This window comes from Sphingomonas sp. LM7 (genome assembly GCF_002002925.1).
Lineage (GTDB): Bacteria > Pseudomonadota > Alphaproteobacteria > Sphingomonadales > Sphingomonadaceae > Sphingomonas.
The window spans coordinates 3,073,141-3,097,024 of sequence record NZ_CP019511.1 but is presented as its reverse complement, the minus strand read 5'-3'; the positions used below and the strand labels follow the sequence as shown (position 1 = coordinate 3,097,024).

Sequence of the window (23,884 nt, the reverse complement as noted above, 5' to 3'; positions counted from 1 at the left end):
CCGATGCTGGTCTCGGCGGCGCCCGTCGCGGACGAGCTGGCGCAGGTTCAGCAGCATCTGGCCGGCGTCACCAGCATGACCGCCGCATTCAGCCAGACCGACCGCAACAATCGCGTGCTGACCGGCACGATGACGCTCAAGCGCCCCGGCAAGATACGCTTCCAATATCAGAAGGGTGTGCCGCAGTTGATCGTAGCGGACGGAAACAGCCTCTATTTCATCGATTATCAGGTGCGCCAGGTCGATCGCTGGCCGATCGGCAATTCCCCGCTGGCGGTTCTGCTCAACCCCAAGCGCGACATCGCCAAGTTCGCCAAGCTGAACTCGACCGGCGATCCCCGCGTCGTCTCGATCGAAGTCCATGATCCGGCGCATCCCGAATATGGCCGGATCACGATGATTTTCCAGAAGAACGCTGCCGGGCCCGCGGGGCTGGTGCTGCAGGGCTGGGTCGCGCTGGATTCGCAGAACAATCGTACGACGATCCGTCTATCCGGCCAGCAGATCAACGGCAGCGTGTCCGACGGAGTGTTCCGCTGGAACGACCCGCGGAGGCAAGGCCCGCGGAATCGCTGAGTTTTCTGACGATCGTTCATGTTGCCGACAGGTTGCAGCCCCTAGAAACGGTCTTGCGGATGTGGGGCGGTACTCGGGATTTTCCCCCTGTTGCTCGGGATCGAACCACTTCCCGCCTGCGTGACGAACGCTAGGTCGGCCCTCGCTCCATTGCCCCCGGAGCGGGGGCCTTTCCTTTTGGCGCGAGCGCCGTTGTCAGCCCGCCGATGCCGCAACGCCGGTAGCTAGCCAGCGCAGCGCGTGGCCTGCGGGCCCGCGTACGCCCTTGCTCGGATCGTAAGGCCGATCCTGCTGAACCCGCGGATGCGCGACGAGCCGCTCGAATACCGCCTTGCCGCGCACGAGTAGCGTGCGCTCGGGTATCGGCGTCGCGCCGTTCTTGTAGATCGCGACGAGCGTCAGATGCGCGGCGCTCGCGTGTTGCCAGATCGTGTTGAGGCGGATGCCGCCCAAGTCCGGGGCAGAGCCCAGCCGATCCAGACAATCGACGATCGCGCCCAGCGCAGCGGGATCGACGCGCTTGCGCGCGATGACCGCCGCGGCATGCAACGCAGCGGGGCTGCAGCCCGGCCAGGCCTTCGGCGAGGTCCTCCCCCGAGAGGTGCACCGCACGAACCTTGATACCCTGCGGGGTCGCCACGGGTCCGGTCGCACCGAGCTTCTCGATCAGCGCGCGGACTCCGGAATGCGATTTCATCAGCTGCTGCCTGGTGTCCTTCAGCTCCTCCTTCAACGTGGCGAGCTCTAGCTCGAAATCGCCGAGCTTTACCCGCGAGATATGGCGCAGGATGTCGGGCTGGCAGATGACATACACCGTCAGGACGAGTGGGATCAGCATCCACAGATGATCGAGGATCATCTTGGTCCACTGGAAGACCGAGTCGTTCTCCATGCATAGGCCCCCTGCCCGCATTGCAGTCTGGCGCGCACCAGCCCCGGTGACAATGTCAGGTTGGCGACGGACCACTCCACCCGGCTACTGGAACCGCGCCCGAAACGCGCTACATGCCGGGCGATGAAGATCGCCTCCTGGAACATCAATTCCGTCCGCTTCCGCATCGAGATCGTCGAGCAGTTCCTCCGCGAGGAATCGCCTGACATCCTCTGCCTGCAGGAAACCAAGGTGATCGACGGCGACTTCCCTGAATCGCCCTTCCACGCGCTCGGCTATGATCACGTTATCAAGCACGGCCAGCGGATGCACCACGGTGTGGCGATCATCAGTCGCGTGCCGGTGGTGGAGGACGACCGTTTCGACTGGCAGGCCAACCAGGAAGCGCGGCACGTCGGCGTGCGGCTGCCCAACGGGGTGCGGCTCGAGAATGTCTATGTCCCCGCTGGCGGCGATGTGCCGAACCGCGAGGTGAACCCCAAATTCGGCCAGAAACTCGATTTCATCGAGCGGATGACGCGCTGGTCGGAAACGCTGACCGTCCCCTCGATCCTCACCGGCGACTTCAACATCGCGCCGCTCGAATCGGACGTGTGGAGCCACAAGCAGTTGCTCGACGTCGTCAGCCACACGCCGATCGAAGTGGCAGCGCTGGGCCGGCTGCAGGCTGCGCACGACTGGGTCGATCTGGGCCGCCACTTCATCCCCGCACCCGAGCGCTGCTTCACCTGGTGGAGCTACCGCGCCAAGGACTGGGCAGCATCGGACCGCGGGCGGCGGCTCGACCATATGTGGGCCAGCCGCGACGTCGCCGACAAGGCGACCGGCCACAAAGTGTACGAGCCGTGCCGAAGCTGGCTCAAGCCTTCCGACCACGTTCCAATCCTCACCGAGTTCGACTTTTGAGCGATCCGCGCGCCGTTGCCCGCGCAGTCGATGCGCTGCGGCGGGGATGGCCGGTGGCGATCCGCGGCCACGACGGCACCCTCCGGCTGCTCGCGATCGAGACCGCCGATGCGGAGCGGCTCGCGGCGTTCGACCCCGACGCCACGGCGCCGGTGCTGCTCTCGGCCGGCCGCGCAACGACGCTCAAGCTGGCCAATCAGCGCGCAGCGGCAGCGCCCGACGGACCGGTGCTAGTCGATCGCGTGCCGTGGCTCGACTTCGATACCGCCACCGCGCTCGCTGACCCGCAGCTCGACTTGGCGACGCCGCTCAAGGGACCGTTCCGCGCGATCGAAATCGCGCAGAGCGATGCCGCGAGCGCAGCGCTGCGGTTGGCGCGCGTCGCCGGGCTGCTCCCGGCATTCTTCGCAGCGCCCGGCGAGGCTGCCGACTCGATCACCCCCGCCGACATCGATGCGCATGAGGATGCCGACCGGTTGCGCATCGTCGGTCGAGCGCGCCTGCCAGTCGAAGGCGCGGAAGACAGCGAGATCGTCGCCTTCCGCACCGATGAGATGCCCGGCGAGCATGTCGCGCTGCTGATCGGCCAGCCCGACGGCAATCCGCCGCTGGTCCGACTCCACAGCGAATGCCTGACCGGCGACGTGCTCGGCAGCCTGAAATGCGATTGCGGGCCACAACTCCGCGCCGCGATCGCCGAGATCGAGGCGAGCGGCTGGGGGATCCTGCTCTATCTGCGCCAGGAAGGCCGCGGCATCGGGCTTATCAACAAGCTGCGCGCCTATGCACTCCAGGACCAAGGCTTCGACACCGTCGATGCCAATACCCGGCTCGGCTTCGCCATCGACGCGCGCAACTTCGCCGTGGCTGGACGGATGCTGGCGCTGCTCGGCCAGCGCAAGGTGCAACTGCTCACCAACAATCCCGACAAGGTCGCCGCGCTCGAAACCTCCGGAATCACCGTCATCGAACGCGTGGCGCACAAGCTGCCGCCCAATCCGCACAACGAACGCTACCTTGCCACCAAGCGCGACCGCACCGGGCACCAGCTCTGATGCGCTATTTCCTCGACACCGAATTCAACGGCTTTTGCGGCCCGCTGATATCGCTGGCGCTGGTGCCCGAGGAAGCCGACGCGGCGCCCTTCTACGCGGCGCTGGAATGCGCGCGGCCGACCGAGTGGGTGACGGCGCATGTGCTGCCCGTGCTCGGCACCGATCCGATATCGCGTGACGAACTGGGCCGCAGTCTGGCGCGCTATCTCGGCGACGACCCCGATCCGCTGCTGGTCGCCGACTGGCCCGAGGATATCGCGCACGCATCGATGGCGCTGATCGCGGCACCCGGACGCCGGCACAATATCGACCGTATCCGCTTCGAGCTGTGCGACGCATTCGGCTTCGACTCGAACCTGCTCAGCGCCGTGCCGCACAATGCGTATCACGACGCGGTTGCACTCCGCGCCCACCTGCTCGCGCGCGAGAATCGCTAGGCGATCAGGCGGGCGACGTCGTCGAAATCGGCCGCGATCGCCTGGACGTCCAGTGCGCGCAGGCGATCGGCGTGGCCGGGCGCGCAATGGGTGCCCGCGCACAGGCCGATGACATAGGCCCCCGACGCGACTGCCCCTCGTACGCCGACCGGCGAATCCTCGAGAATCACGGTGCGTCGGATATCGACACCGAGCGCTCGTGCGGCATGGAGATAGATGTCCGGCGCCGGCTTGCCGCGCGGGACATGTTCGCGGCCGCTGAAGATCCGGTCGCCGAATGCATCGCGCACCCCGAGATGGTCGAGGTGCCGGGTGATCCACTCGGTGCTGCTCGACGAGGCGATCGCGCGTGGCAATGCCGCCGGCAAGGTTTCGATGAAGCGGATCGCGCCGGCAACGGCGGGAAGCCCCTCCTCCAGCGCGCGATGGTCTTCCACGGCGCGCGCGGCGTGGAAATCGTCGGGGATCGTCCGGCCGATCCATTTCTCGATCGCGCCGAGGAAGCCCGCGCCGGACAGCCCCATGAAGTTCGCCACCGAATCCTCGGGGCTCGTCGGATGGCCGATGCTGGTCAGATACTCGGCGATCTGGCGATTGCCGGCATATTCGCTTTCGAGCAGCACCCCGTCAAAATCGAAGATGATCGCGTCGTACTTCATATTTCGCGTGTTCCGAACAGGGCAGTGCCAACGCGGACACATGTCGCGCCGATGTTGACAGCGGTTTCATAGTCGCTGGACATTCCCATACTGAGCCCGGAACAGTCGGAATCGCGCGCGAGCTTGGCAAGCAGCGCGAAATAGGGCGCCGGTTCCACATCCGCAGGGGGAATGCACATCAGCCCCGCCAGCGGCAGATCGGCGGCGCGCACCCCGGCAAGCAGCGCCGGGAGATCCGCGACCAGGCACCCGCCCTTTTGCGGTTCGTCGCCGATATTGACCTGGATGAAGCAGGCCGGGCGCCTGCCGGTCCTGTCCATCGCCTTGCCCAGCGCATCGACCAGCGACGGCCGATCGACCGAATGGATCGCGTCGAACAGCGCCACCGCTTCCTCGGCCTTGTTCGACTGGAGCTGGCCGATGAGGTGGAGCGCGATGCCCGAAGTCGTCTCGCGCAACTCGGGCCACTTTGCGGCGGCCTCCTGGACGCGGTTCTCGCCGAACACGCGCTGGCCCGCGTCGATCAGCGGACGGATCGACGCAGCATCGTGTGTCTTGGAGACTGCGATCAGCTCGATCGAATCGGGTTCGCGGCCGGCGAGGCTGGCGGCGCGGGTAATCTTCTCGCGAACGTCGGCGAGCCGGGTTGAGGCGTCGTCTAGGGGCATGCGCCGCGCTATAGGCGGGCAAATGCGACCCCGCCACCCTCTGCCGCACCTCTGGCTGATGACCGACGAACGGATGGGCGATTCGCTGTGGCACGCGCTCGCGCGGCTGCCGCGGGGCAGCGGCGTGGTGTTCCGGCACTACGGGCTCGCGACCGCCGAGCGGCGCGTATTGTTCGCGAAGGTTACGAAAGTGGCGCGGCGGCGGGGGCTGATAGTGATTCGCGCCGGTGCCGAGCCGCTGGGACGCGGCGAGCATGGCGTGCATGGCCGGCGCGGCGGCGGTCTGCGGACCTTCGCTGCGCATTCGCGGCGCGAGGCGGTGGCGGCGCAGCGTGCGGGGGCAGACCTGGTGTTCGTATCGCCGGTGTTCGCGACGCGATCGCATCCCGCCGCCCGAGTGCTGGGGCGCGTGCGGCTGGGGTTGCTGATTCGCGGGTTGCAGGTGCCAGTGATTGCACTGGGCGGGATGGATGCGCGGCGTGCGGCGGGGTTATGGCCGATCGGCATCCATGGCTGGGCTGGTATCGATGCCTGGAGCACCCAATCCTAGCGCTCCAGCGAAAGTTATGAAGGTCGTCGCTTGTGGCTCCGGGCTCCTGCTTTCGCAGGGCCGCTGAAGACCTCAGAAGCGGAAGGCGGTGCCCACATAGACCGCCTGGCTGTCGCGCCGGTTGTCGGTCACCTTGGGCAGGCGATCCTGCTCGCTCTTGTAGCGCAGGCCCGCCGTCACATCGAGGTTGCGAGTCAGCGAGTAGCTGCCGCCGACGTCGATCGAATAGCTCGGCTTGTCACCAATGAGCACCGGGGTGTCCGCCAGCGGACGCTCGGCGGCAGCGAGGACGCGGCCGGTAACGCGGTTGCCGGCATAGCTGACGCCGACATTGGCGCGCTCGGTGCTGCCCGGCTGGGTGGCGAGCTCGACGCGAGTCACGTCGCCGGCGACGGCGAAGCGCTTCCAGCCGACCGAGACGCCGAGATTATAGGCAATCGGCGCCAGGCTGACCGGCGCTGCCGAAGCAAGCGCATCGCGTCCGGCGACCGCACCGTTGCGAGTCGAGCGCGCGCGGACCGCAACCGTCACGGCACGGCTGGCGCCACGGCGCGATTCGGATGGCGTGAAGCGGAAGCCGCTTTCGGGCAGGCCGCTGCGCGCGAGGATCGCGGCAAGCTTGGGATCGGCGGCTGCCGGGGTGAAAGTGCCCATACCGGCGCGCAGCGCCATGGCGGGGCGCTTGGCAAAGGCACGTTCGGCACGGTTGCCTTCCTGCGCCTGAAGCGCCGGCGCGACGAAAGCACCGGCGGCGCAGATCGCCCCCAGTCCCATCACCGTCGTCCACCGTGCCAAACGCATTTTCATCCCCTTTTATATGGAGGTGCGTACCATGATTGGGAAGCAAGGTTCCACCGCCGGCTCAAATTTCGTGCCAGTGTTGCCCGATGCCCACAGATTCGGCAGCGAATCGACTTGATAGCCGATGATTCGCTCCGGATTCGTCCGCGTGCTGCCGCCTTGCTCCCGCCACACGAGCCCCTATAGATGCTTTCGCTTTATCCTTTCGCCTTTAGGAATGTGTCGATGAACCGCCTGTTGCGCACCGCGATCCTGGGGTCGCTTGCTCTTTCGATCACCGCGTGCGGCGGCGGCAAGCGCCCCGAAGCGGACCTTGCTGCGTCCAAGGTGACGACGATCGGCGTGAATTCCTATCTGTGGCGCGCCAGCCTCGACACGCTGAGCTTCATGCCGCTGCTCCAGACCGATTCGAACGGCGGCGTCATCGTCACCGACTGGTACGTGAACCCCAACACGCCGACCGAGCGGATGAAGGTCACGGTGACAGTGCTCGACCAGGACCTGCGCGCCGATGCGCTCCGCGTCGCCGCGCTGCGCGAAGTCAACCGCACCGGCCAGTGGGTCGCCGCCCCGGTGCAGGCCGCGACGGTGCAGAAGCTTGAGGACATCATCCTCACCCGCGCCCGCGACCTTCGCCGCGCTGCCATCGCGAACTGATCCCCTATACCTCTCCCGATGGGAGAGGTAGCGCAGCTTGGCGGCTCCGCCGCCTAGCGTAGCTAGTTGAGGGTTTCATTCTATCGTGAGGGCGATCCCCTCACTGAGCTCCGACTAAGGCCGCTTCGCGAAGGCCTAAGTCTGCGCAACCCTCTCCCGACGGGAGCGGGATTGGAAGCTATGGCTTGATCGCGCCTCCCCCGCTGCCTAGTGCCCAAAGCTGCAGAAATTGAAGGAATTCCGGTGTCCCGGTTCAACGCGCTGAAGTCCGATTCGCATTGGCAGAAGGTGTGGGACGAGCGCCGTACCTTTGCCGCGCGCGACGACAGCCCCAAGCCCAAGAGCTTCGTCCTCGAGATGTTCCCCTATCCTTCGGGGCGCATCCATATGGGCCATGTCCGCAACTACACGATGGGCGACGTGCTCGCGCGCTTTCGCCGGATGAAGGGCATGGAAGTGCTCCATCCGATGGGCTGGGATGCGTTCGGCATGCCTGCCGAGAATGCGGCGATGGAAAAGAAGGTCCATCCGGGCAACTGGACCCGCCAGAACATCGCAACGATGAAGGCGCAGTTGAAGCGCTTGGGCTTTGCGCTCGACTGGACGCGCGAACTGGCGACCTGCGAGCCGGACTATTACGGCCACGAGCAGGCGATCTTCCTCGATTTCTTCGAGAATGGACTGGTTTACCGCAAGGAATCGGCAGTCAATTGGGATCCGGTCGATATGACCGTGCTCGCCAACGAGCAGGTGATCGACGGACGCGGCTGGCGCTCGGGCGCGTTGGTCGAGCGCAAGAAGCTCAGCCAGTGGTTCCTGAAGATCACCCAGTTCGCCGACGAGCTGCTCAGCGGTGTCCAAGCGCTCGAGCATTGGCCCGACAAGGTCAAGCTGATGCAGGAGAACTGGATCGGCAAGAGCGAGGGGCTGCAGTTCACGTTCGCGCTGTCGGATGGTGGCGAAGTCGAAGTGTTCACCACGCGCCCCGATACGATCTTCGGGTCGAGCTTTGTCGCGATCGCGGCGGACCATCCGATCGCGCAGGCGCTCGCGGCCGGCAACCCGGAAGTGCAGGCGTTCATCGAGCGCTGCAAGCAGGGCGGCACGACCGCGGCCGAACTCGAAACACAGGAGAAGCTGGGTCTCGACACCGGGCTGCGTGCGACGCATCCCTTTGATTCAGATTGGGAATTGCCGGTCTACATCGCCAATTTCGTGCTGATGGATTATGGCACCGGTGCGGTGTTCGGCGTGCCGGCGCACGATCAGCGCGACTTCGACTTCGCGACCAAATACGCGCTCCCGATCCGCCGCGTAGTCTCCGAAGGCGACAAGACCGCACCCGAATTCCACGATGACGAGGCCTATGGCGGTCCCGGCACGCTGGTGAACTCGCACTTCCTCGACGGGATGGATATCGCCGACGCCAAGCGCGCCGTAATCCAGCGCGCCGAAGCCGGTGGCTGGGGCACCGGTAAGACCGTGTGGCGCCTGCGCGACTGGGGCGTCAGCCGCCAGCGTTATTGGGGCACCCCGATCCCGATTATCCATTGCGAAAGCTGCGGTCCGGTGGGCGTGCCGCACGAGCAGCTTCCGGTGGTGCTGCCCGAGGATGTGTCGTTCGACATTCCGGGCAATCCGCTCGACCGGCACCCGACCTGGAAGCATGTCGATTGCCCGAAGTGCGGCGCCCCGGCACGGCGCGAGACCGACACGCTCGACACGTTCTTCGATTCGTCGTGGTATTTCATACGCTTCGCGAGCCAGCCCGCCGACAGGCCGTTCGACAAGGCGGTGGCCGAGCAATGGCTGCCGGTCGGCCAGTATATCGGCGGAGTCGAGCATGCGATCCTGCATTTGCTCTACGCACGCTTCTTTACCCGGGCGCTCCAGCACATTGGCAAGCTCGACGTCGCCGAGCCGTTCGCGGGGCTGTTCACCCAGGGGATGGTGACCCACGAGACGTACAAGTCGCTTGATGGGCGCTGGCTCTCGCCCGAGGAAATTCGCAAGGACAGCGCCGGCGCGGTCGAGATCGCATCGGGCGATGTCGCCGAAGTCGGCCGCATCGAGAAGATGTCCAAGTCGAAGAAGAACACCGTCGATCCAGAGCCGATCGTCGACCAATATGGTGCCGACGCAGTGCGCTGGTTCATGCTGTCGGATTCGCCGCCCGAGCGCGATCTCGAGTGGAGCGAGAACGGCATCGAGGGCGCATGGCGCTTCGTCCAGCGGCTGTGGCGGCTGTTCGACGGGCTCGAGGATGCGACTGGCGAGGACAAGGATCTCGACCGCCGCCTGCACCGCACGATCGCAGGCGTCGCGGGCGATATCGAGGCGCTGACCTTCAACAAGGCCGTCGCGCGGCTCTACGAGCTGGTCAACGCTGTCGAAAAAGCCGCACCCTCGGCCTCGCGCACCAACGCCATTCGCACGATGATCCGGATCGTTGCCCCCATGGTGCCGCATATCGCCGAAGAAGCCTGGGCGGCGATGGGCCAGGACGGGCTGATTGCCGACGCGGCGTGGCCCGAAGTCGATCCCGCATTGCTTATCGACGACGAAGTCACGATCGCAGTGCAGGTCAATGGCAAGCTGCGCGATACGCTGGTATTGCCCAAGGGTGCGCCGAAGGATCAGGTCGAAGCCGCGGCACTTGCCGCCGACAAGATCGTTCGTGCGCTCGAAGGCAAAGCCCCGAGGAAGGTGATCGTCGTGCCCGACCGTCTGGTGAATATCGTCGCATGAGGACCGTGGCGCTCCTATGCGTGGCGGCGCTGGCGCTGTCGGGCTGCGGTCTGCGGCCGCTCTATGGCGGCGGCGCGGGTGGATCGGTGCAGACCCTGCTCGCGTCGGTGCAGGTGGCGCCGATCGAGGGGCAGTCGGGCTGGCTGGTATCGAACGCCCTGCGCGACCGGCTGAGCATCGGCGAGGACGTTGCGGCGCGCTATCGGCTCGAAGTCCAGCTCGACGATTCGATCGCCGGGCTCGGCGTGCGTAGCGACGACAGCGTCGCGCGCGAACGCCGGACGTTGCGTGCGCGCTACCAGCTGGTCGATCTCGCCAGTGGCGCAGTGGTGCTCGATGCGACGGCCGGCTCCGATGCCGGCATCGACGTGGTCGGTTCCGAATATGCCACGATCGCCGCCGAAAAGAGCGCGCTCGAGCGGCTTTCGGGTATCGTCGCCGACCAGATCATCGCGCGGGTAGCGCGCTTCGCCCAATCAGGATCGAATGTCCCTGCGAGCGCGGCTGCGCCCGCCCCTGCCGGCGCGCGATGAAGGCCAGTGCGGGGCAGATTCGCGCCGCCGTCGACAAGCCTAACCCCGCGACGCGGCTGTATCTGTTCCACGGCCCCGACGAGGCAGGCGCTGCCGAACTCGCCGAGCGGTTGGCGCGCGCGCTGGGACCGGAAGCCGAACGCGTCGACATCGACATGAAGGGTCTGCGCGAGCAGCCCGGCCGGCTCGCCGATGAAGCCGCGTCGCTCTCGCTGTTCGGCGGGGTGCGCTATATCCGCGTGACCGGCATCGAGGAAGGCGCGGCCGAGGCGCTCGCGCTGCTGCTGGGCGCCGAGCGTGCCGGCAATCCAGTGATCGCGATCGGTCCGGGGCTCAAGACGAGCGGAAAGCTGGTCAAGATGGCGATCTCCGCGCCTGCTGCGCTGACTTTCGCCTGCTATGTGCCCGAGGGCATTGATGCGGCCCGGCTGGCGACGACGGTGGCGCGCGAGCACGGCCTGCGCCTTACCGGCGACGTGCCCCAGCGGCTGGCGGCGGCGACGAGCGGAGATCGGGCGATCCTGGCTCGTGAAATTGAGAAGCTGGCGCTCTTTCTCGATGCCGCGCCCGATCGTCCGCGCGATGCCGACGGTGCCGCGCTCGACGCGATTGGCGCGGACCTGGGGGACACGGAGCTGTTCCACACGATCGAAGCGGTCCTCGACGGGCGTGTAGCGGAGATCGGCAGCGAGCTCGCGAGGCTCGGCGACGGCATGGCCGTGCCGCTGATGCGCCAGCTCTCGCGCAGGCTTCTCACCTTGGCCGAACTCCGAAGCGACATGGACAAGGGCGCCAGCGTCGAGGACGTGCTCGAGAAGCATCGCGTCTTCTTTCGCGAAAAGGCTTCGACGGCTCGCGCGTTGCGGCGCTGGAATGCCGGCCAGATCGCGCGGGCGATCGATCGCGTCCGCCAGACCGAACGTGCGCTGATGCACTCGGGAAGCGTCGGCGAAGTGCTCGCTGAAGCCGAATGCAGCGCCATCGCCCGCGCGGCGGCGCGAGCGCGCGGCTAGATCCGTTCGCCGGTCAGGCGCTGGCAGACCATGTCGAGCTGATCGAGCGTCGAATAGGCCAGCGTCAGCGTGCCGCCCTTCGCCCCGTGCGCGATCTTGACGTTGAGCCCCAGCACGTCGCCGAGCTGGCGTTCGAGCGCCTGGATATCCGCGTCGCGAATCGCGGCCCCTTCCCCACCCTTGCGCTTCGACGCAGGCTTGGCATCGCGTGCGAGCTTCTCGGTCTCGCGAACCGACAGGCCCCTCTCCGCAACGGTGCGCGCCAGCCGCTCGGCGTCGGGCGCGCCAATGAGCGCGCGCGCATGGCCCATCTCGATCGCGCCCTCGACCACCATCTGGCGGATCGGCTGGGGAAGATCTAACAATCGCAACAAGTTAGCAACATGACTGCGCGACTTGTGGACCAGCCGGGCAAGTGCTTCCTGGGTATGGCCGAACTCGCCGATCAACCGCGAATAGGCCTCGGCCTCTTCGATCGCGTTAAGATCCTCGCGCTGAATATTCTCGACGAGCGCGATTTCCATCGTCTCTGCATCGGTAAGCTCGCGGACGATCACCGGGACTTCGTGGAGCCGCGCACGCTGCGCCGCGCGCCAGCGGCGCTCGCCGGCGACGATCTGGTAGCTGTGGCCGTGCGGGCGAACGACGATCGGCTGAATCAGTCCGCGCGCCGATATCGACTCGGCCAGGTCGTCGAGCGCGGCCTCGTCGAAATGACGGCGCGGTTGCCCCGGATGCGGCGCCATCGCGCTGACCGGCAGCGTGCGCAACCCCGGAGTGCTGCTGGTCTCTGAGCCACCGGAGATCGGGGCCTCCGGCACCGTATCGCCGAGCAGCGCGCTAAGGCCACGACCAAGACCGTGTTTGCGTGGGGCAGGTTCGGTCATGCTGCTTTCCTGAGCTTGGGCAGGCGTTCGATCACTTCGCGCGCAAGCGCAATATAGGCTTCGGACCCGGCACAGCGATAATCGTAGATCAGCGCGGGCATGCCGTGGCTCGGCGCCTCGGACAGCCGGACGTTGCGCGGGATCACCGTATCGAACACCACGCGGCCAAGCACTGCACGAACATCGTCGGCGACTTGGTCGGTCAGGCGATTGCGGCGATCGTACATAGTTAGTGCCACGCCAAGAATCGATAGCCCCGGATTGAACCGGCTGCGAATGCGGTCGATCGTACTCAGCAGCTGGCTAAGCCCTTCAAGCGCGAAAAACTCGCACTGGAGCGGCACGAGCAACGCGTGCGCGGCGACCATCGCGTTTATGGTCAGCAGCCCAAGTGACGGCGGGCAATCGATTAGGACCACATCCCAGCGTTGCGCGGCATGTCGGCTGAGTGCGGCATCCAGACGATGCGTGCGTGCCTCAAACTCGATCAGTTCAATCTCGGCGCCGGACAGGTCCTGAGTAGCCGGGACGATGTCGAGCCGTGGCACTTTGGTAGAAATTGCAACGTGATCGAGATCGAGTTCGCTGACGAGTAGATCATAGCTCGATTTGGCGCGATCGGCGCGCCCTATACCGAGACCGGTCGATGCATTGCCTTGTGGATCGAGATCGATCAACAACACCCGCTTGCCGGTCGCTGCAAGTGCGGTGCCGACATTGATTGCGGTGGTGGTCTTCCCCACTCCGCCCTTCTGGTTGGCGATCGCTATACAGATCATCTGGGCCGCACTCCCCGGGCTACCACGATACCTGAATCCGGTTGCGTGATGCTTGGTTCCACGTGGAACACACCTTGCCATTTCGCTTGCGCGGCTTCTACCTCTGATTGCGCATTCCGCCCCTTTGGGAGCACCCAAAGTGTGGACGAATCCGCGCAATGCGCGGCGGACGTCAGGAGCCGGTCCAACTCCGCCACTGCCCGGGCCGAAACTATTGCTGCCCGATTTTTTGGGCGATAGGTTTCCACCCGGCTGGCCTCGACAGTGACACGCGGCAGTTTCAGGCCATTGATCACATTTCTCAGAAATTCGACGCGCCGCGCGCGCGGTTCGACAAGCACCACCGGTCTGTCCAGTAAGATTGCTGCAACCAGGCCGGGTAGCCCCGCCCCGCTTCCCACATCCAGCCACGTTCCACGCGGAGCATCCGCCACCAACGACAGCAGTTGGGCCGAATCGACGAAATGACGCGCCCACAACGTCGCTAGAGTTGAGGAAGCGATCAGGTTCTGGTTTGCTGCCTCAGCCCGAAGAAGCTCGGCGTAGCGGGTGAGCAGCGTTTCACGTGAAACGCCAAAGCGATCCCGGATCCAGATTCGTGCCTCGTCTTCGGTCATGCGGCAGATTTTCGCGTATGAAGCAGGATGGCGGACAGCGCCGCGGGCGTGATACCCCGAATGCGCGATGCAGCGCCGAGTGTTTCAGGGCGAGCAGTATCAAGTTTCTCTACCATCTCGTTGGAGAGCCCGGGGATGGCCGTGAAATCGAGATCGACGTTCAGGCGAACACTGTCGTTGGCGCGAAGCTGATCGACGTCCGCCTGTTGCCGCTCGAGATAGGGTGCGTACCGGGCGTCTTGGATAAACTCGGCGAGAAGCTGCTGATCGGCTTCTACTTGCTCGACTACATGATGCCCCTCCACGCCTGGGAAGCGGAGCCACTCTTTTGCCGACCGCCGTGCCCCATCAAGTCCCACTGGCGCCCCGCGAGAATGGAGGGTGGACGCTGTCAGGGAAACAGCAAACCGCCGCTCCAAGGCCTCGCGACCAGCGTCGCGCCCCACATAGCGGGCGCGCCGTGTGGCGCCGAGCAAGCCGAGGCGAGCCGCCGCCGCACCCAGCCGCGTCTCCGCATTGTCAGCACGGAGCCGCAAGCGGAACTCAGCACGGGCAGTGAGCATTCGGTAGGGCTCGGTTACACCCTGAAGAACGAGATCATCGACCATGACACCCAGATAGGACGTCGCCCGGTTGAGCGTTAGCGGCTCCAGGTCGCATGCCTGCGCAGCGGCATTGATCCCAGCGACTAGCCCCTGCCCTGCAGCTTCCTCATAGCCGGTCGTTCCATTGATCTGTCCCGCGCAATACAGGCCGGGGACCCTGGGTAGACCGAGCGTCGCGTTTAATGCCCGGGGATCGAGATAGTCATACTCGACCGCATAGCCCGGAGTGACAATTCGAGCCCGCTCAAGCCCCGGAATCGAGGCAACCATTGCTTCCTGAATATCTACCGGGAGCGATGTAGACATGCCGTTCGGGTAGATCAGAGGCGTGTCGAGCCCCTCGGGCTCCAGGAAAATCTGATGGCCATCGCGGTCACCGAAGCGGTGAATCTTGTCTTCGATCGACGGACAGTAGCGCGGACCCTGCGCGTCGATCGCGCCGGTGAACAGGGGGGAGCGCACGAGACCACTGCGTATCGCGTCATGCGTCGCCTCGTTCGTTCGAGTTACGCCGCAGTGAAGCTGCGGCAATACGCGACCCGGGGTGACCGGCGACATCGTCCAAGGATCTTCATCAGAGGGCTGCTCGGCGACCCGCGTCCAGTCGACCGTCCGGCCATCTAGCCGTGGCGGCGTACCGGTCTTGAGCCGCGCCATTGGCAGGTCGAGTGCGCGGAGTTGTTCGGCGAGCCGCGTAGCCGCTGCCTCACCCACGCGCCCGCCCGACTCACGCTCCTCGCCTCGGAAGATCCGGCCGCCGAGGAAGGTGCCGGTGGCCAGTACAACGGCGCGTGCGGTAATCAGCGTACCGTCAGCGAGCCGGACGCCCGCGATCTTGCCGGCGTCCAGCTCCAGCGAATTTGCCTCGCCTTGCACTAGCGTCAGATTGTCTTGGGTGGCCAGCATTGCCTGGATCGCCATGGCATAGCGCACGCGATCGGCTTGGACCCGCGGCCCTTGTACTGCTGTGCCCTTGCTCCGGTTTAGCATGCGATAATGGATGCCGGCTGCATCGGCGGCGCGGGCGATCAGACCATCGAATGCATCGACTTCGCGGACAAGGTGGCCCTTGCCGAGACCGCCGATTGCCGGGTTGCAAGACATCGCGCCGAGCTTAGTCAAGTCGAAGCTAAGAAGCGCGGTGCGAGCGCCGCGGCGCGCCGACGCAGCCGCAGCCTCGGTGCCGGCATGGCCCCCGCCAATGACGATGACATCAAAGTGCATAGCGGCTCGCTAGAGAATCACACGCCCCACGTCAAAAGCGTTCCACGTGAAACATTTCATTTGCCGATGCAGAAACGGGCAAAAAGAGTGTTAAGCATCGCCTCCACCCCGGCTCTCCCGGTGATAGCGTCAAAAGCACGACGTGCGCTGCGAAGCTCTTCGGCAAGCAACAGCATATCATGTTGCGTTGCAGCACGATCCAGTGATTTCCAGGCCGCCTCCGCCAAATTGCGCTGCCGGCGATTGAACGCAAGCAAATCGGGCGGCGGGAGCAGCGCTCTGCCGAGTGCCTCCAGCCTCGTCCAGAGCAGGTCGACGCCAGCCCCGGTCGTCGCCGACACCGCCATCCCTTCGCCTGCCTCCCGGCCCGGCAGGTCCGCCCGCGCACGGACCCACAGTGCCGAAGGATGCGTCGGCGGCGTGTCGTCCAACCACAGCACGATGTCCGCCTCTGCCAGTGCGGCCCGTGTCCGACCGATGCCGATCGCTTCGATCGGGTCAGCGGTTGCCTCGGCCAGACCGGCGGTATCGATCAGCAGCCAGGCGATGCCACCGCGTACCACCGGCGCTTCGATCCGGTCGCGCGTCGTACCGGCAATTGGCGAGACGATCGCTGCGTCACGCTCGACCATCGCATTGAGCAAAGTCGATTTCCCTGCGTTGGGAGGGCCGGCGAGCACGACGCGCAATCCATCCCGCAGCCGCTCCACCGGCGGCCGCGCAGTGATGTGCGCGATCTCCCCTGCCAGCGCCGCCGCGGCAGCATGCAGTGCGGCAAGTGTTTCGGCACCACCCGCGACATCGTCCTCGTCGCTGTGATCGAGTTGCGCCTCGACATGCGCGGCAAGCCCGAGAAGACGGTGCGACCACTCCTCCACCTGACGACGGACTGCGCCCTCGGCCGAGCGTACCGCGACACGCCGCTGCGCCTCGGTCTCGGCCATCAGCAGGTCACCAAGCCCCTCGGCCTCGCTGAGATCCATTCGGCCATGAAGCAACGCGCGGCGGGTGAACTCGCCCGGCTCCGCAGCGCGCAAGCCGTCTATATCGCCCAGCACCGCCTCGACCGCACGCACCACCGCGCGGCCGCCATGAAGATGTAGCTCGACCAGATCCTCGCCGCTCGCGCTGTTCGGTCCCGGAAAGGTCAGGACCAGCGCCCGATCCAGCAATTCGCCGCTCGCCGGATCGAGTAGCGCGCGCAAACCGGCGCGGCGCGGTTCCGGCAGCGTGCCCGCCAGCAATTCGGCGGCATCGAAGGCGTGCGGACCGCTCAGCCGCAGCACGGCGATGGCGGCTGGCGGCGCGCCGCTCGATACCGCGAAGATCGTATCCATCTCAGCCGCTTTTGTTGCCGGTCTCGAACATCGTGCGCCAGAAGCTCATAGCGCCCTCGCCCATCGGGCCCCAGTTACGAACCATATCGGCGAAGCCTTCCGGCGTACCTTGCTTGTCGACGGCTTCCACCATCATCTGCACATAGCGATCGTGCACCGGCGAGAGGTCGGGGAGCCCCATGAACCGGCGCGCCTCTTCGGGCGTGCACTCGACTTCGACATTGATCTTCACGGCCATCTCCGTTGCGCGGGCCGCGGAGCGGCTGCTAGGTCTTGGGACATGTATGCGCGCGACCATGCCCTGATCGCAACGCCCATCGGAGCGATCCGAGTCGAGGGCGACGATGTCGCGCTGACGGGTATCCGCATCGGGGGCGAGGGTGCCCGATCCAGCGGCGGTAGCATGGCAGTGCGCGAAGCGGCCAAGCAGCTCGAGCAATGGTTCGCCAGGGAGCGTGAGAGTTTCGATCTTCCGCTTACCCCTGCCGGCACACCGCGTGGCGACGTACTTCGCGCCGGTTTGATCGCTGTCGGCTATGGCGCGACGCTGAGCTATGGCGCGCTGGCCAGGGCGCTGGGATCGAGCCCGCGCGCAATCGGCCAGCTCTGCGCACGTAATCCCTTCCCGATCGTCGTGCCCTGCCACCGCGTGCTCGGCAGCGGCGGCGCGCTTGGCGCTTATTCGGCAAGCGACGGACCCAAGACCAAATCGTGGCTGCTCGAGCATGAGCGGCGGCATCCGGAAGGAACTTTGTTATGACGATCCAGATCGACGCGAGCGACGGCAGCGGCAGCTTCGACGCCTATATTGCCGAGCCCGCGGACATGCCGCGCGGCGCAATCGTCGTGATCCAGGAGATTTTCGGGGTGAACCCTGGGATCCGCCAGAAGTGCGACGATTGGGCAGCCGCCGGCTATCTCGCGCTGGCGCCGGATCTTTTCTGGCGGCTCGAGCCCGGCATCGAGCTGGACCCGGACATTCCCGAGCAGATGCAGGAGGCCTTCGGCTGGATGAACAAGTTCGACCAGCAATTGGGTGTCGCCGATATCAAGGCGGCGATCAAAGCGGCGCGCGCGAAGCTAGGCGGCGGAAAGGTCGGCGTGGTCGGCTATTGCCTGGGCGGCCGCCTCGCCTTCATGGCCGCGACGCGGACCGATTCGGACGCGAGCGTCGGCTATTATGGCGTCGGCATCGATAATCTGCTTGGCGAGAAGCATGCGATCGCCAACCCGGTGCTGCTCCATGTCGCCGGCGCCGATCATTTCGTCACGCCGGACATCCAGGCGAAGATGCATGAGGGTCTCGATGATCATCCCAAGGTGACGATCTACGACTATCCCGGGGAGGATCACGGCTTCGCGGCCGAGATGGGCAAACGCCGCTCGGAGGCGGCGGCGCAGCTCGCAGACGAGCGCACGGCGGCGTTCTTTGCCGAGCATATCCGCTGAACCGTCACCCCGGCGAAAGCCGGGGTCTCAGGCGACAAGCGTTCAGCTCTCGGCCTTCGCGGGGTGACCACTAGACGAAGAAGCTGATAATCCCCGGGGTCTCGTGGCTGCCGACCCAGCCTTCGTAGATCATCTTGCCGGCGACGAAGACGATCACGGCAAGGCCGATATAGGCAATCCAGCGATAGCGATCGATCAGCTTGGCGATGAAGTTGGCGGCGAGGCCCATTAGCGCGACCGACAGCAGCAGTCCGACGACCAGGATGCCGGGATGCTCGCGCGCCGCGCCGGCGACGGCGAGGACATTGTCGAGGCTCATCGACACGTCGGCGACAGCGACTGCCCAGGCGGCGCCGGCAAAGCTCCGGGCCGATTTGACGCCCGAACGCTCGTCGCCGTGAATCTCTTCCGAGCCCGGGCTGTGACTGCCCTCGCGGATTTCGCGCCAGAATTTCCAGCTGACCCACAACAACAGCAATCCGCCGGCAAAGATCAGCCCGACGATCCCCATCAGCCAGCTGACGATGAGCGCGAAGAAGATCCGCAGCACCAACGCTGCGCCGATGCCGATCAGGATGACCTTCTTGCGCTGGTCGGCGGGGAGCCCCGCGGCGAGCGCGCCGACGACGATCGCATTGTCGCCGGCCAGCACCAGGTCGATCATCAGCACCGATCCGAATGCGGCGAGCGCCGCCGGTTCGGTAATGTTCGAGAAATCGGCGACGATATGGTGCCAGATCTCCAGCGGAGACCCCATGCCGCTTACGGCAGGCGTAACGGCAGACAGCAGCGCTAACAGGCTCAAACGATCGACTCCCCGAAATATTCGACCAGCGGCATCGGTTCATAGAAGCCGTGGAGCAGCTTGCGCCAGTCCTGATAGCGGTCCGACATACGAAAGCCGTCCCGATGCGCGGCGATATCGGTCCAGACGACGCGAAGTAGGTAGCGGTCCGCATGTTCGGCGGCAGGGCGGACCTCGATCGAGACGAAGCCCGACGATGCGGCGATCAGCGGCCGAGCCTGGCGCATTGCCGCTTCGAAGGCAGTGCCTTCGCCTGCGCGGACTTGGAGAAGGGCGTGTTCGACGATCACGCTTGTGGCTTCCCCCTCGGCTAGTATGGCAAGCCCTATACCGTCAGTAGAAACGACGCTCTGCCGACCGAGCCGAAGCAAGTCCTGAATTAGCGAGGCTAATCCAGGCTGCTGGCGGTTACTGATTCATCGAGTCGAAGAAGTCCTCGTTAGTCTTCGAGTCCTTCATCTTGTCGAGCAGGAACTCCATCGCATCGATCGTACCCATCTGCATGAGGATACGGCGCAACACCCACATCTTGGACAGCTTGTTCTTGTCGACGAGCAGCTCTTCCTTGCGCGTACCCGACTTGCCGACGTCGAGCGCCGGGAAGATGCGCTTGTCGGCCACCTTGCGATCGAGGACGATTTCCGAGTTACCGGTACCCTTGAATTCTTCGAAGATGACTTCGTCCATGCGGCTGCCCGTGTCGATCAGCGCCGTGGCGATGATCGAGAGCGAACCGCCCTCCTCGATGTTGCGCGCGGCGCCGAAGAAGCGCTTCGGACGCTGCAGTGCGTTGGCGTCGACGCCGCCGGTTAGCACCTTGCCGGAGCTCGGGACGACGGTGTTGTAGGCGCGGCCCAAACGCGTGATCGAGTCGAGCAGGATCACCACGTCCTTCTTGTGCTCGACCAGGCGCTTGGCCTTTTCGATCACCATTTCAGAGACCTGGACGTGACGCTGCGCCGGCTCGTCGAAGGTCGAGGAGATCACCTCGCCCTTCACGCTGCGCTGCATGTCGGTGACTTCCTCGGGACGCTCGTCGATGAGCAGCACGATCAGGAACACCTCGGGGTGGTTCTCAGTGATCGCGCGGGCGATGTTCTGGAGCAGAACCGTCTTACCCACCCGCGGCGGCGCGACGATCAGCGCGCGCTGGCCCTTGCCCTGCGGCGCGACGATGTCGATCACCCGCGCCGACTTGTCCTTGATCGTCGGATCGAGCGTGTCGAGCGTCAGCTTGCTCTCAGGGTAAAGCGGCGTGAGGTTGTCGAAATTGACGCGATGGCGGACAGCATCGGGATCGTCGAAATTGACCGAGACCAGCCGGGTCAGCGCGAAATAACGCTCGCCGTCCTTGGGGCCGCGGATCTCGCCTTCGACGGTGTCGCCGGTGCGCAGGCCGAATTTGCGGACCTGGTTGGGGCTGACATAAATATCGTCGGGGCCGGCGAGGTAGTTGGCTTGCGGGCTGCGCAGGAAACCGAACCCGTCGGGGAGCACTTCGATCGTGCCCTCGCCCATGATCTGCTCGCCATTCTCGGCCTGGGCCTTGAGGATCGCGAACAGCAGGTCCTGCTTGCGGAGCGTCGAAGCGCTTTCGACACCCAGCTCCTCGGCCATGCTGACCAATTCGGCGGGCGGGGTCTTCTTGAGTTCCTTGAGATGCATGGGGAGTCCGGGTGCTGGAAAGCTATGGGGAGAGCGTCGGATCGGCGAATGCGCACGAGTGGCGATGCTAAAGGAAGGAACCGCCGCCCGAGGAGCGACCGGTCTCCTGAGAATTAGGTGCGGGACTCCCGCAAGTCAACGGGCATCGCACCGATTCGCGCGCATCAAAATTGCGGGAAGTTCAGCGCTGCTGCAAATTTAGAACGGCTTGACCACTGCGAGGATGACGATGAGCACGGCGGCAAGAGCGGGGATCTCATTCAGCATGCGCAAGCGGCGCGGTGCGATATTGCCCTGCCCCTTGGCCAGCTTCTTCGAATAGCCGACCGCCCAGCCATGATAGCCGCTCAACGCGAGCACGAGGAGCAGCTTGGCATGGAGCCAGCCAAGACCAGGTTGGCCATCGAACAACCCGACATTGGCGGCGAGGGCGATGCCGAGCAGCCAGACCAAGATCATCGAGGGACTGAGGATCATCCGGCGAAGCGTCCCCTCGCGCTTTTCCCACGCCACTGCCTCAGGCGTGCCGAGCGCTTCCTGGTGATGGACGAGATAGCGTGGCAGCAGAAAAAGCCCCGCCATCCAGAAGATTACGAAGATGATATGGAACGCCTTGACCCACAAATAGGCGTTGCCGAGCCACCCGGTCACGCCTTGCCTCCCCGCACCCGCGCCAGCAATTGCTCGACATGCGCGATCGGTGTGTCGGGCAGGATGCCGTGGCCAAGATTGAATACATGCGGGCGCTCGGCGAAAGCGGAAAGGATGCGGTCGATAGCCGTGTCGAGCGTCGCGCCACCCGCAATCAGCGCGAGCGGATCGAGATTGCCCTGCACCGACATGTTCTCAGGCAACGATGCGTGTGCCCATACCGGGTCGACTGTCTCGTCAACGCCGATTGCATCGACGCCGGTCTCGCGGGCATAGGCAGGGAGCTTCCCGCCGGCACCTTTGGGAAAGCCGATCACCGGGATACCCGGTGCGCGTTCATGCAGCGCGGCGACGATCCGCGCGGTCGGCGCGATCACCCATTGCTCGAACTGCGCGGGAGAAAGGCTGCCCGACCAGCTGTCGAACAGCTGCACCGCCTCGACCCCGGCCGCGATCTGGCCGAGCAGATAGTCGATCGTGCATTCGGCGATACGATCGACCATCGCCTGCATCAGTGCGGTGTCGCGATACGCGAGCCGGCGCGCCTCGGCCTGTTCGCGGCTGCCCTGCCCGGCGATCATATAAGTCGCGACGGTCCAGGGACTGCCTGCAAAGCCCAGGAAGCTGGTCTGAGGGGGCAATTGCGCTGCGACACGCCGCACGGTGCCATAGACGGGTTCGAGCTTCTCAGGCGCCGCCTGGAGCCCTTCCAGCACGTCACGGGCCTGGACGGTAGGGGCCAGGCGCGGACCTTCGCCGGTTTCGAACCACAGGTCCTGCCCCAGCGCCATCGGCACGATCAATATGTCTGAAAATAGAATCGCGCCATCCATGTCGAATCGGCGGATCGGCTGGAGGGTGATTTCCGCCGCGGCATCGCTGTCCATCGCCAGTGCAAGGAAGCCGCCCTTTTCCTCCCGCAACGCGCGATATTCGGGGAGATAGCGTCCCGCCTGGCGCATCAGCCAGATCGGCGGAATCGACTGACGCTCGCCCTTGAGAGTCGCGAGCAGGGGCTTGGAACTGGCAGGTTGCATCTGGCCGTCTCTGCACCGTCCCCACAGCCAGTTCCAGTCCGTTCGTCCTGAGCCTGTCGAAGGGAGTCGTGCCGCGAACCTAGTGCTTGAGGGCTGTGCTTCGACGAGTGCAGCACGAACGGATCCGTGTGTCGGGCACCCCGATTCAGCGAACCCAATATCTATAAAAAAGAGAATCTATAGGTTGTTGGAGTCAGTAGGGGCGTGGATGCCGGGAACTGTGGAATCGCCCTCATCTTGCCCACAGATTGACTCTGCCGGCTCCACCAGACCCCTTCGATTCGGAAGCAATCTCCCCGCTTTCCACAGCCTGTGGATCGGAACCCGAGCTTGGGGACGGGGTTGTGGAAAGATCGCGAGCCGAGTCCCCGGTTTCGCGCGCTTGGCCGTTGCGCGTGGTTGCGCTAGCGGGTGTTGGGCATGTTCTCCACAGATTCACGCACTGCGTCCTGATGCGCCTCCATCTTCACCTTCTGTCGGACTCAACCGGCGAGACTTTGGAGAATATCGCCAAGGCTGCACTGGCGCAGTTCGACGATGTCGAGACGCTGCGCCATTTCTGGCCGATGGTGCGCAGCGAGGCGCATCTCGAGCGGATTCTCGAGGAAATCGCCCAGAATCCGGGACTCGTGATCTTCACCCTGGTCAACAACGACGTCCGCCGCACGCTGGAAAGCCGCTGCCGCGCGATGGGACTGCCCGCGATCGCGCCGCTCGATGCAGTGAGCAATGCCCTCTCCAACCTGCTCGGCCAGGAGGCCAAGGCGCGGCCGGGGCGGCAGCACACCCTGGACGCCGCCTATTTCGCGCGCGTCGATGCGATCCAGTTCACCATGGCGCATGACGACGGGATCGGCGCCGAGGACTGGGAGGAATGCGATATCGTCCTCGCCGGCGTGTCGCGATCGTCCAAGACGCCGACATCGATCTACCTCGCCAATCGCGGCTACAAGACCGCCAACATCCCGGTGGTGGTCGAATCGCCGCCGCCGCCCGAATTGTTCACGCTGCGCCATCCGCTGGTCGTCGGCCTGACCACCAGCGCCGACCGGCTGGTGGCGATCCGCCGCAACCGGCTGCTGTCGCTCAACCAGGCGACGGAGACGAGCTATGTCGACCAGGATTCGGTCCAGCGCGAGATCGCCTTTGCCCGCCGCATGTTCGCCGACAATGGCTGGCCGGTGATCGACGTCACCCGGCGCTCGATCGAGGAGACCGCGGCGGCGATCATCCAGCTGTGCAACGAGCGGGCCTTGAAGGCGCGCGACGCATGACTCCGTCGGGTCCCCCAGGGGCAGGCCTGATCCTCGCTTCGCAAAGCGCGTCGCGCCGG

27 protein-coding genes are annotated in these 23,884 nt (G+C 65.2%); 12 read left to right on the top strand and 15 right to left on the bottom strand.

Going from position 1 to position 23,884, the window contains the following annotated elements:
- Positions 1–3 precede the first annotated feature (3 nt).
- The gene (locus BXU08_RS14255; RefSeq protein ID WP_150125654.1) at positions 4–576 is read left to right on the top strand and encodes an outer membrane lipoprotein carrier protein LolA; all 573 of its coding nucleotides are present in this window, start codon (positions 4–6) and stop codon (positions 574–576) included.
- Between the two features lie 195 nt (positions 577–771).
- Here the strand turns inward: BXU08_RS14255 and BXU08_RS14250 are convergent, their stop codons facing one another.
- Entirely contained in the window at positions 772–1,125 is a 354-nt protein-coding gene (locus BXU08_RS14250) for a hypothetical protein (RefSeq protein ID WP_077510659.1), read from the bottom strand.
- A 466-nt stretch (positions 1,126–1,591) separates the two neighbouring features.
- On the opposite strand from BXU08_RS14250, the gene BXU08_RS14240 reads away from it, so the two are divergent.
- The 3 genes from BXU08_RS14240 to BXU08_RS14230 are packed head-to-tail and all read left to right on the top strand — an operon-like array spanning position 1,592 to position 3,866.
- Entirely contained in the window at positions 1,592–2,374 is a 783-nt protein-coding gene (locus BXU08_RS14240) for an exodeoxyribonuclease III (RefSeq protein ID WP_077510657.1), read from the top strand.
- Positions 2,371–3,429, top strand: coding sequence for a GTP cyclohydrolase II (gene ribA, locus BXU08_RS14235; RefSeq protein ID WP_077510656.1), 1,059 nt, complete (start codon positions 2,371–2,373; stop codon positions 3,427–3,429). The genes BXU08_RS14240 and ribA overlap by 4 nt, the downstream gene beginning before the upstream one ends.
- Entirely contained in the window at positions 3,429–3,866 is a 438-nt protein-coding gene (locus tag BXU08_RS14230; RefSeq protein WP_077510655.1) for a hypothetical protein, read from the top strand. Before ribA ends, BXU08_RS14230 begins: the two co-directional genes overlap by 1 nt.
- Here BXU08_RS14230 and BXU08_RS14225 read toward each other — a convergent pair.
- Together BXU08_RS14225 and BXU08_RS14220 are read right to left on the bottom strand one after the other, a co-directional pair.
- Positions 3,863–4,525 carry an HAD family phosphatase gene (locus BXU08_RS14225; RefSeq protein ID WP_077510654.1) on the bottom strand — a complete coding sequence of 221 codons (663 nt, stop codon included), beginning with the start codon at positions 4,523–4,525 and terminating at the stop codon, positions 3,863–3,865. The two genes, BXU08_RS14230 and BXU08_RS14225, sit on opposite strands and share 4 nt — an antisense overlap.
- The gene (locus BXU08_RS14220) at positions 4,522–5,193 is read right to left on the bottom strand and encodes a YggS family pyridoxal phosphate-dependent enzyme (RefSeq protein ID WP_077510653.1); all 672 of its coding nucleotides are present in this window, start codon (positions 5,191–5,193) and stop codon (positions 4,522–4,524) included. Before BXU08_RS14220 ends, BXU08_RS14225 begins: the two co-directional genes overlap by 4 nt.
- Before the next feature lie 22 nt (positions 5,194–5,215).
- Between BXU08_RS14220 and BXU08_RS14215 the strand changes: the two genes are divergently transcribed.
- A complete protein-coding gene (locus BXU08_RS14215; RefSeq protein WP_077510652.1) occupies positions 5,216–5,743 on the top strand; it encodes a thiamine phosphate synthase in 528 nt (175 codons plus the stop codon).
- 72 nt (positions 5,744–5,815) lie between these two features.
- On the opposite strand, the gene BXU08_RS14210 is transcribed toward BXU08_RS14215, so the two are convergent.
- Positions 5,816–6,544, bottom strand: a complete 729-nt coding sequence (locus tag BXU08_RS14210) for a hypothetical protein (RefSeq protein ID WP_366926563.1) — start codon at positions 6,542–6,544, stop codon at positions 5,816–5,818.
- 225 nt (positions 6,545–6,769) lie between these two features.
- On the opposite strand from BXU08_RS14210, the gene BXU08_RS14205 reads away from it, so the two are divergent.
- The 4 genes from BXU08_RS14205 to holA all read left to right on the top strand — a co-directional run bounded on the left by BXU08_RS14205 (position 6,770) and on the right by holA (position 11,495).
- The gene (locus tag BXU08_RS14205) at positions 6,770–7,201 is read left to right on the top strand and encodes a DUF3576 domain-containing protein (RefSeq protein ID WP_077512422.1); all 432 of its coding nucleotides are present in this window, start codon (positions 6,770–6,772) and stop codon (positions 7,199–7,201) included.
- Positions 7,202–7,444: 243 nt separating this feature from the next.
- On the top strand, positions 7,445–9,949 hold the full coding sequence (leuS, locus tag BXU08_RS14200; RefSeq protein ID WP_077510650.1) for a leucine--tRNA ligase: 2,505 nt from the start codon (positions 7,445–7,447) through the stop codon (positions 9,947–9,949).
- On the top strand, positions 9,946–10,482 hold the full coding sequence (gene lptE, locus BXU08_RS14195; RefSeq protein WP_077510649.1) for an LPS assembly lipoprotein LptE: 537 nt from the start codon (positions 9,946–9,948) through the stop codon (positions 10,480–10,482). The genes leuS and lptE overlap by 4 nt, the downstream gene beginning before the upstream one ends.
- Entirely contained in the window at positions 10,479–11,495 is a 1,017-nt protein-coding gene (gene holA, locus BXU08_RS14190; RefSeq protein WP_077510648.1) for a DNA polymerase III subunit delta, read from the top strand. Before lptE ends, holA begins: the two co-directional genes overlap by 4 nt.
- Here holA and BXU08_RS14185 read toward each other — a convergent pair.
- From BXU08_RS14185 to BXU08_RS14160, 6 genes are read right to left on the bottom strand one after another with little or no spacing between them, the layout of a single operon-like run.
- Positions 11,492–12,382, bottom strand: coding sequence for a ParB/RepB/Spo0J family partition protein (locus BXU08_RS14185; protein WP_077510647.1), 891 nt, complete (start codon positions 12,380–12,382; stop codon positions 11,492–11,494). The genes holA and BXU08_RS14185 overlap by 4 nt on opposite strands.
- Positions 12,379–13,161 (bottom strand): ParA family protein, encoded by a 783-nt coding sequence (locus tag BXU08_RS14180; RefSeq protein ID WP_077510646.1) that lies wholly within the window; start codon positions 13,159–13,161, stop codon positions 12,379–12,381. Before BXU08_RS14180 ends, BXU08_RS14185 begins: the two co-directional genes overlap by 4 nt.
- Positions 13,158–13,778, bottom strand: a complete 621-nt coding sequence (gene rsmG, locus BXU08_RS14175) for a 16S rRNA (guanine(527)-N(7))-methyltransferase RsmG (protein ID WP_077510645.1) — start codon at positions 13,776–13,778, stop codon at positions 13,158–13,160. Before rsmG ends, BXU08_RS14180 begins: the two co-directional genes overlap by 4 nt.
- A complete protein-coding gene (gene mnmG / locus BXU08_RS14170) occupies positions 13,775–15,607 on the bottom strand; it encodes a tRNA uridine-5-carboxymethylaminomethyl(34) synthesis enzyme MnmG (protein ID WP_077510644.1) in 1,833 nt (610 codons plus the stop codon). Before mnmG ends, rsmG begins: the two co-directional genes overlap by 4 nt.
- Before the next feature lie 56 nt (positions 15,608–15,663).
- Entirely contained in the window at positions 15,664–16,944 is a 1,281-nt protein-coding gene (gene mnmE / locus BXU08_RS14165) for a tRNA uridine-5-carboxymethylaminomethyl(34) synthesis GTPase MnmE (protein ID WP_077510643.1), read from the bottom strand.
- A 1-nt stretch (position 16,945) separates the two neighbouring features.
- On the bottom strand, positions 16,946–17,176 hold the full coding sequence (locus BXU08_RS14160) for a DUF6489 family protein (protein WP_077512420.1): 231 nt from the start codon (positions 17,174–17,176) through the stop codon (positions 16,946–16,948).
- A gap of 48 nt (positions 17,177–17,224) precedes the next feature.
- Here BXU08_RS14160 and BXU08_RS14155 point away from each other — a divergent pair, with 48 nt between their 5' ends.
- Both BXU08_RS14155 and BXU08_RS14150 read left to right on the top strand, forming a co-directional pair.
- On the top strand, positions 17,225–17,704 hold the full coding sequence (locus BXU08_RS14155; protein ID WP_077510642.1) for a methylated-DNA--[protein]-cysteine S-methyltransferase: 480 nt from the start codon (positions 17,225–17,227) through the stop codon (positions 17,702–17,704).
- Complete coding sequence (locus tag BXU08_RS14150; RefSeq protein ID WP_077510641.1) at positions 17,701–18,393, top strand: dienelactone hydrolase family protein; 693 nt, start codon at positions 17,701–17,703, stop codon at positions 18,391–18,393. The genes BXU08_RS14155 and BXU08_RS14150 overlap by 4 nt, the downstream gene beginning before the upstream one ends.
- Positions 18,394–18,463: 70 nt before the next feature.
- On the opposite strand, the gene BXU08_RS14145 is transcribed toward BXU08_RS14150, so the two are convergent.
- The 5 genes from BXU08_RS14145 to hemE form a co-directional block, all read right to left on the bottom strand.
- Positions 18,464–19,150: a TerC family protein gene (locus BXU08_RS14145; RefSeq protein WP_171982527.1), complete on the bottom strand. Its 687-nt coding sequence runs from the start codon at positions 19,148–19,150 to the stop codon at positions 18,464–18,466.
- A 44-nt stretch (positions 19,151–19,194) separates the two neighbouring features.
- A complete protein-coding gene (locus BXU08_RS14140; RefSeq protein ID WP_077510640.1) occupies positions 19,195–19,488 on the bottom strand; it encodes an antibiotic biosynthesis monooxygenase in 294 nt (97 codons plus the stop codon).
- Between the two features lie 118 nt (positions 19,489–19,606).
- Positions 19,607–20,863: a transcription termination factor Rho gene (gene rho / locus BXU08_RS14135; RefSeq protein ID WP_029936932.1), complete on the bottom strand. Its 1,257-nt coding sequence runs from the start codon at positions 20,861–20,863 to the stop codon at positions 19,607–19,609.
- Between the two features lie 198 nt (positions 20,864–21,061).
- Positions 21,062–21,514: a CopD family protein gene (locus BXU08_RS14130; protein WP_077510639.1), complete on the bottom strand. Its 453-nt coding sequence runs from the start codon at positions 21,512–21,514 to the stop codon at positions 21,062–21,064.
- The gene (gene hemE, locus BXU08_RS14125; RefSeq protein WP_077510638.1) at positions 21,511–22,551 is read right to left on the bottom strand and encodes a uroporphyrinogen decarboxylase; all 1,041 of its coding nucleotides are present in this window, start codon (positions 22,549–22,551) and stop codon (positions 21,511–21,513) included. The genes BXU08_RS14130 and hemE overlap by 4 nt, the downstream gene beginning before the upstream one ends.
- 452 nt (positions 22,552–23,003) lie before the next feature.
- On the opposite strand from hemE, the gene BXU08_RS14120 reads away from it, so the two are divergent.
- Complete coding sequence (locus tag BXU08_RS14120) at positions 23,004–23,825, top strand: pyruvate, water dikinase regulatory protein (RefSeq protein ID WP_171982526.1); 822 nt, start codon at positions 23,004–23,006, stop codon at positions 23,823–23,825.
- Positions 23,826–23,884: the final 59 nt, after the last annotated feature.